Raw genomic sequence first — 5,067 nt, 5'->3', positions numbered from 1 at the left:
GTATCTCTATGTGCTGGCGAATTACGAAAACGACGGATTCGCCAGCTATGAGCAGCGGCTCTCGGAATCGATCGGTTACGGCGTGAAGCTCGTTACCGAGGACACGGTCCGCGTGAGTCTCGAAGGCGGTCCGGCCGCCCGTCACACGCAGGCGCAGAACCCGACCTGCTATCCGCCAAATCCCTTCATCATCTGCGAGCGTCCCTTCGAGCACGAGATCACCGGTCGCGCGGCGCTCAATGCCGAGTGGGACATCAGCGAGCACGCCACCCTCAAGGAGAAGGCCGAGAGCACGTTCGGCCCGAAAAAAGGCGGCGGCATCGTGACCACCTCCACGACGAGCATCAAGGCCAAGATCAATACGAGCCTCGCGCTCAAGGCGGCCTTCGAACTCCGCCACGTGAGCGAAATCCCCGCCGGGGCGACGACAAAGAAACTCGACACCAAGACGACGGTGAAGTTCGTCTACGATTTCTAGGCAAAGCCGATCAGCAAGCATAAAAAGGGCCGCCCGTTGGGCGGCCCTTTCTGTTTTGCATACCGGTTGTTCAGACGCTTGTTCCCATGCGGGTCTCGTCGACGAATTTTTCGGTGTCGTCATCGAGCGCGCGGGCCTTGCGACCGCCCGCGTCGTGGATATAGAGGCTCCTGGGATCGACCTTCTCCCTGGGCGCGGGTGGAAGGCTCATTTCGTATTTCACCTCGCGCTCGTGGTCGGCGATCTGGAGCCGGGGGTCATAGACGCTGTTGAACTTCCAGAGCATCTTCACAAAGTTCGTCTGCCCGCGCAGCAGGTGGCCGGCGGCGATGGCCGCGGTGCTCTTGAGGGCGGCCCATCCCAGGTGCTTCTTGTTGAGCACTTCCTGGGTGCGCACCAGTTCCTCGTAGAACTTGGCCAGCGGCAGCTTGGTCGGCAGCACGCAGTGCTGGATGTCGTAGAGCCGGTAGTCGCGGCTGGTCACGCGCCGGAATTCGGTGTGCCAGGTCTCCGTGCCGGGGTAGGGGGTGTTCACGGAGATATTCACGATCTCGGGGATCTCCATGCACCACTGGCGGATCACCTCGAATCGGCGCTCGTCCCAATCGGGATCGGCGATGATGTTGATCGCGACCGTGATGCCGAGCGAGCGCGCGAACTCGAGCGCCTCGAAGTTCTTGTCCAGCGTGACGCGCTTGCGGAAGCGCTGGAGGCCTTCCTCGTCGATGGCCTCGAGGCCCAGGAACATGTACTCCAGGCCCAGCGTCTTCCAGTATTGAAACACTTCCTTGTTGCGCAGCAGCACGTCGCCGCGGGTCTCCAGGTAATACTTCTTCTTGATTCCCTTGCGGGCGATGGCCTCTCCGATTTCAAAGCCGTGTTTGGACTGGATGAAGGCAACGTCGTCGACGATGAAAACGCCGGGCTCCTTCACCCGTGAGAGGTCTTCCACCGCGCGCTCCGGGCTCACGGCACGGTAGCTGCGCCCGTAGAAGGTCCACGCGCTGCAGAACGAGCAATCCCACGGGCAGCCGCGGGTGAACTCGATGGAGGCGGCCGGATCGAGCACGCCGATGAAATACTTCTTGCGGTGGCGAATGAGATCGCGCGCCGGCATGAGGTGGTCGAGCGACTCGATGAAGCCTGGCGCCGGGCCGTGGCCGCGCGGAGAGACGACGCCCGGCACATGATGGACTTCGTCCTTGCCCTGCGCCACGGCGTCGAGCAGCGTCACGATACCCGCCTCGCCCTCTCCCTTGAGGACGCAATCGATGGCCCCCGCGCCGTGCTCGAGAAATTCGTCTGCCGTGAACGAGGCGCTGTGGCCTCCGACGATGACGAAGCTGCCGGGAAGTTCCTTCTTCGTCAGCTTGGCAAGGTCCACCACCTCGGGGATATTTGCCAGGTAATTGCAGCCAAAGGCGACGGCATCGGGCTGCCAGTCGCGGATCAGCCGCTCGAAATCCTTGAGCGTCTCGGCTTGCAGGTCGATGAGCCGGACTTCGTGCCCGGCCTTGCGCGCGGCCTCTGCGACGAGTTCGAGCCCCAGGGGCTCGAGGCGCAGAAAGATCTTGGTGTACATGAGCGGACTTGGATGGACCGCCAGAAACTTCATACTCCTACTCCCTCCGGAAGGTGCGTGAGAGTCAGCACACACATTCCCTCTCTTGCCCGACCGAAACCCTCCGTACTTGCCTCATCAGGTTCCAGTCGGCTCGCTCCAATTGAGTGGGAATTTTCTTACAGGGGACCTGCCTTGTCAAAATTAGGACCGAAATTGTGGGCAGGCGCACACTCTCAATGTGAGACAGCGCACTGGACGAAAAAAACCGGCAAAAAACGCGAAATGTGATGTAACTCCGCGCGGCAGCACGCGTCGGGTTCTATATCTGGATTACTGAAACGAGGATGCGCAGCAATGAAGAAGTCGAACTATCTGGCCCTGGGCCTGCTGGCACTGACCCTGGCGATGAGCGCCTGCAAGAATGAAGCAGCCGCGACGCTCGATCAGCAGCTTCGGGCCGTGATTGCCCGTGAGAACATCACGCCGATCGATGCCGGTCCGGCCCAGAGCGCAGCCAAGGTCGAGCTGGGCCAGGCACTGATGTTCGACAAGATGCTCAGCGGCAATGGGGATATCTCGTGTGCCACCTGTCACCACCCCAGCCACGCGCTCGGCGACGGGCTCTCTGTGCCCATCGGCACCGGCGGCGAAGGATTGGGCGATGGGCGCGCCCTTGTCGATGGCCATCTCATCCCTCGCAACGCGCCCGAGGTTTTCAACCGCGGGTCGATTGAGTGGTCGAGTATGTTCTGGGACAGCCGCGTCTCTATTGATCCGGTAAGCGGCAACATCCGCACGCCCGCGGCAATGGCCACGCCGCCGGGGCTCGACAGCGTCCTTGCGGCCCAGGCGCTCTTCCCGGTTGCCTCGCGCGATGAAATGCTCGGCTTTGCCGACAACGGCAGTGATGCCAACGACCTGGCCGAGTGTCCCGACAACAACTTCGGCTGCGTCTGGAACGGGCTGGTCGCGCGCATCGGTGCGATCCCCGATTACGTGGATCTGTTCATAGCTGCCTACCCGGCAGAGGTCTCGGACGCGGGCGACATCAACATCACCCATGTGGTCAATTCGATCGCCGCCTTCGAGGCGGATGCCTGGAGTTTCTTCGATACTCCCTGGGATGATTTCGTTGCCGGCGATGACGAAGCGCTCACCGACGAGGCCAAGCGCGGCGCACTGCTGTTCTTCGGGCGCGCGCGCTGCTCGGTCTGCCACCGGGGCGTGCTCTTCACCGACCAGCTCCACCACAACATCGGCGTTCCCCAGATCGGGCCGGGCAAGGGCGATGGTGCGACCATCAACGGGCAGACCGACGACTTCGGACTGGCCCATGAGACGGGCCGTCCCCAGGACATGTACCGCTTCCGCACGCCGCCGCTTCGCAATGTGGCAGCGACGGCGCCGTATGAGCACGACGGGGCGTATTCTTCCCTGCGCGATGCGGTGCGCCACTATGATACCCCGCAGGCCGCGCTTGATCGCTACAGCATTGCCCAGTCGGGGGATTCAAATATTGCCGCGCTGGGAGCCCGCGATGATAACGACGTGAACTGGCGGCAGGGCGTGCTTGCCAACCTCGACCCGATCTTTGACCAGCCGGTCCGTTTGAACAACCGGGACCTCGACGAGTTGGTGGCCTTCCTGGCCTCGCTGACCTCGCCGACGCTGTTTAATCTCGACGACACGATTCCCGCAAGCGTGCCCAGTGGGTGCCCGGTGGATGAGGACAGCGGCCCCTGTGACGGCAGCGTGCTCGACTAGGCCTCGAAGTCGCCCTCTTCGAGATCGGAGGGATTGTCTCCGCTCTTACCCGGCGCCTGAATGCGGATGGGGGTCGGTTGGCGGGCAAACTCCAGGTCGTCCTCGAGTTTTTCGATGGCATCGGTGAGGCCGTGAACGGAGATCCCCAGGACGCGGGCCGGGAGCTCTTCTTGCAGCTCGGTGGCCAGCCGGTCGAGTTCGAAGCGCAGCTCATGGGCGAGCGAAGGATCGTAGTGCTCGGTGTCGATGACCCGGTTGTAGATGCGCGCCAGTTTGGCAAAGCCCTCGCACAGCACGTTTTCTGAGTAGTGCATCGACTGTGAACTGAGATCGGAAAACAGCAGGTTGGCCTCATCCCAGTCATGGGAGTTAAAGGCCTGGGCCGCTTTCGCAAATGCCTGGGTGTAGCTCATGGTCAATTCCTTCGTTCCGCGCCAGCCGGACCGGCTGTCCCACTCGATCCATTCTCCGAGTGGCAGCGCTTGCAAAGCCTCTGTGAGTGCCCCATCGTACCAGAACACCCGGTAAGACAGCAATGACGTGTGCAATCTCGCATCGTGCGAGGCAAGCATTCCGGAGTCGCATGTGAGCGAGTGGAATTCGCAGCAGGGGCAGATCCATGCCATCCGGCGGCGGGCAATGGTCCTGTTCGGATTGGCGGCCTACCTGGCGCTCATGGCCGCGGGCTATGTCGTGCTGGAGCCCGGCGGGTGGGCCCTCCACCTCTGGGCGAACCTGTTCTGGACGCTGAGCGCCCTGATCGGCGCGCTCCAATGCGCGAGGACGGCCAGGAACTGCGCGCAGGCGCATCGCCGAAAGGCCTGGTACTGGTTTGCGCTGGGCTGCGCATTCTGGTTTGGGGGAATGCTGATCTGGGACTGGCGCGAACTCGTCCAGCAGGTCTACACGCCGTTTCCGGATTACAGCGACTTTGGATTTGACCTGTTTGTCCCCTGTTTTGTGGTCGGGTTCTTTTATTACGGAACCAATACCAAGTCCCAGGAGATGACGCTGCTCAAGATCGGCGACCTTGGCGTCGTGCTCTGTGTGATCATCATCGCCTCAGTGGCGGTGCTTCACGACCCGATCGAGAACCTGCAGGAATCGCGTCTGTATCTCATCGCCGCGCTGTCCTATCCGGTCATTCACGTCTCGGCCCTTATCTTCGGCCTCATCATCTTCTGGCGCCATGAGTGGGGGAGCGAGCGGACGCCGCTGGCGCTGATGCTTGTCGGCCTGGCGGTGATGACGGCCACGGTGC

5 protein-coding genes are annotated in these 5,067 nt (G+C 62.1%); 3 read left to right on the top strand and 2 right to left on the bottom strand.

From position 1 onward, the window contains the following. Positions 1-478, top strand: a 478-nt coding sequence (locus tag KDH09_13850; GenBank protein ID MCB0220779.1) for a DUF481 domain-containing protein, incomplete at its 5' end; no start/stop codon positions are given. Positions 479-548: 70 nt separating this feature from the next. Here the strand turns inward: KDH09_13850 and hpnR are convergent. Next, the gene (gene hpnR, locus KDH09_13845; protein MCB0220778.1) at positions 549-2,093 is read right to left on the bottom strand and encodes a hopanoid C-3 methylase HpnR; all 1,545 of its coding nucleotides are present in this window, start codon (positions 2,091-2,093) and stop codon (positions 549-551) included. Between the two features lie 303 nt (positions 2,094-2,396). On the opposite strand from hpnR, the gene KDH09_13840 reads away from it, so the two are divergent. Next, positions 2,397-3,806, top strand: coding sequence for a cytochrome-c peroxidase (locus KDH09_13840; GenBank protein MCB0220777.1), 1,410 nt, complete (start codon positions 2,397-2,399; stop codon positions 3,804-3,806). Here the strand turns inward: KDH09_13840 and KDH09_13835 are convergent. Beyond that, positions 3,803-4,219: a hypothetical protein gene (locus KDH09_13835; protein ID MCB0220776.1), complete on the bottom strand. Its 417-nt coding sequence runs from the start codon at positions 4,217-4,219 to the stop codon at positions 3,803-3,805. The genes KDH09_13840 and KDH09_13835 overlap by 4 nt on opposite strands. 172 nt (positions 4,220-4,391) lie before the next feature. On the opposite strand from KDH09_13835, the gene KDH09_13830 reads away from it, so the two are divergent. After that, a partial coding sequence (locus KDH09_13830) for a hypothetical protein (GenBank protein ID MCB0220775.1) occupies positions 4,392-5,067 on the top strand: 676 nt, incomplete at its 3' end.

It is taken from the genome of Chrysiogenia bacterium, from assembly GCA_020434085.1.
Lineage (GTDB): Bacteria > JAGRBM01 > JAGRBM01 > JAGRBM01 > JAGRBM01 > JAGRBM01.
Note: the sequence above shows the minus strand (reverse complement) of the source record. Positions and strands in the feature narration are given on the sequence as shown.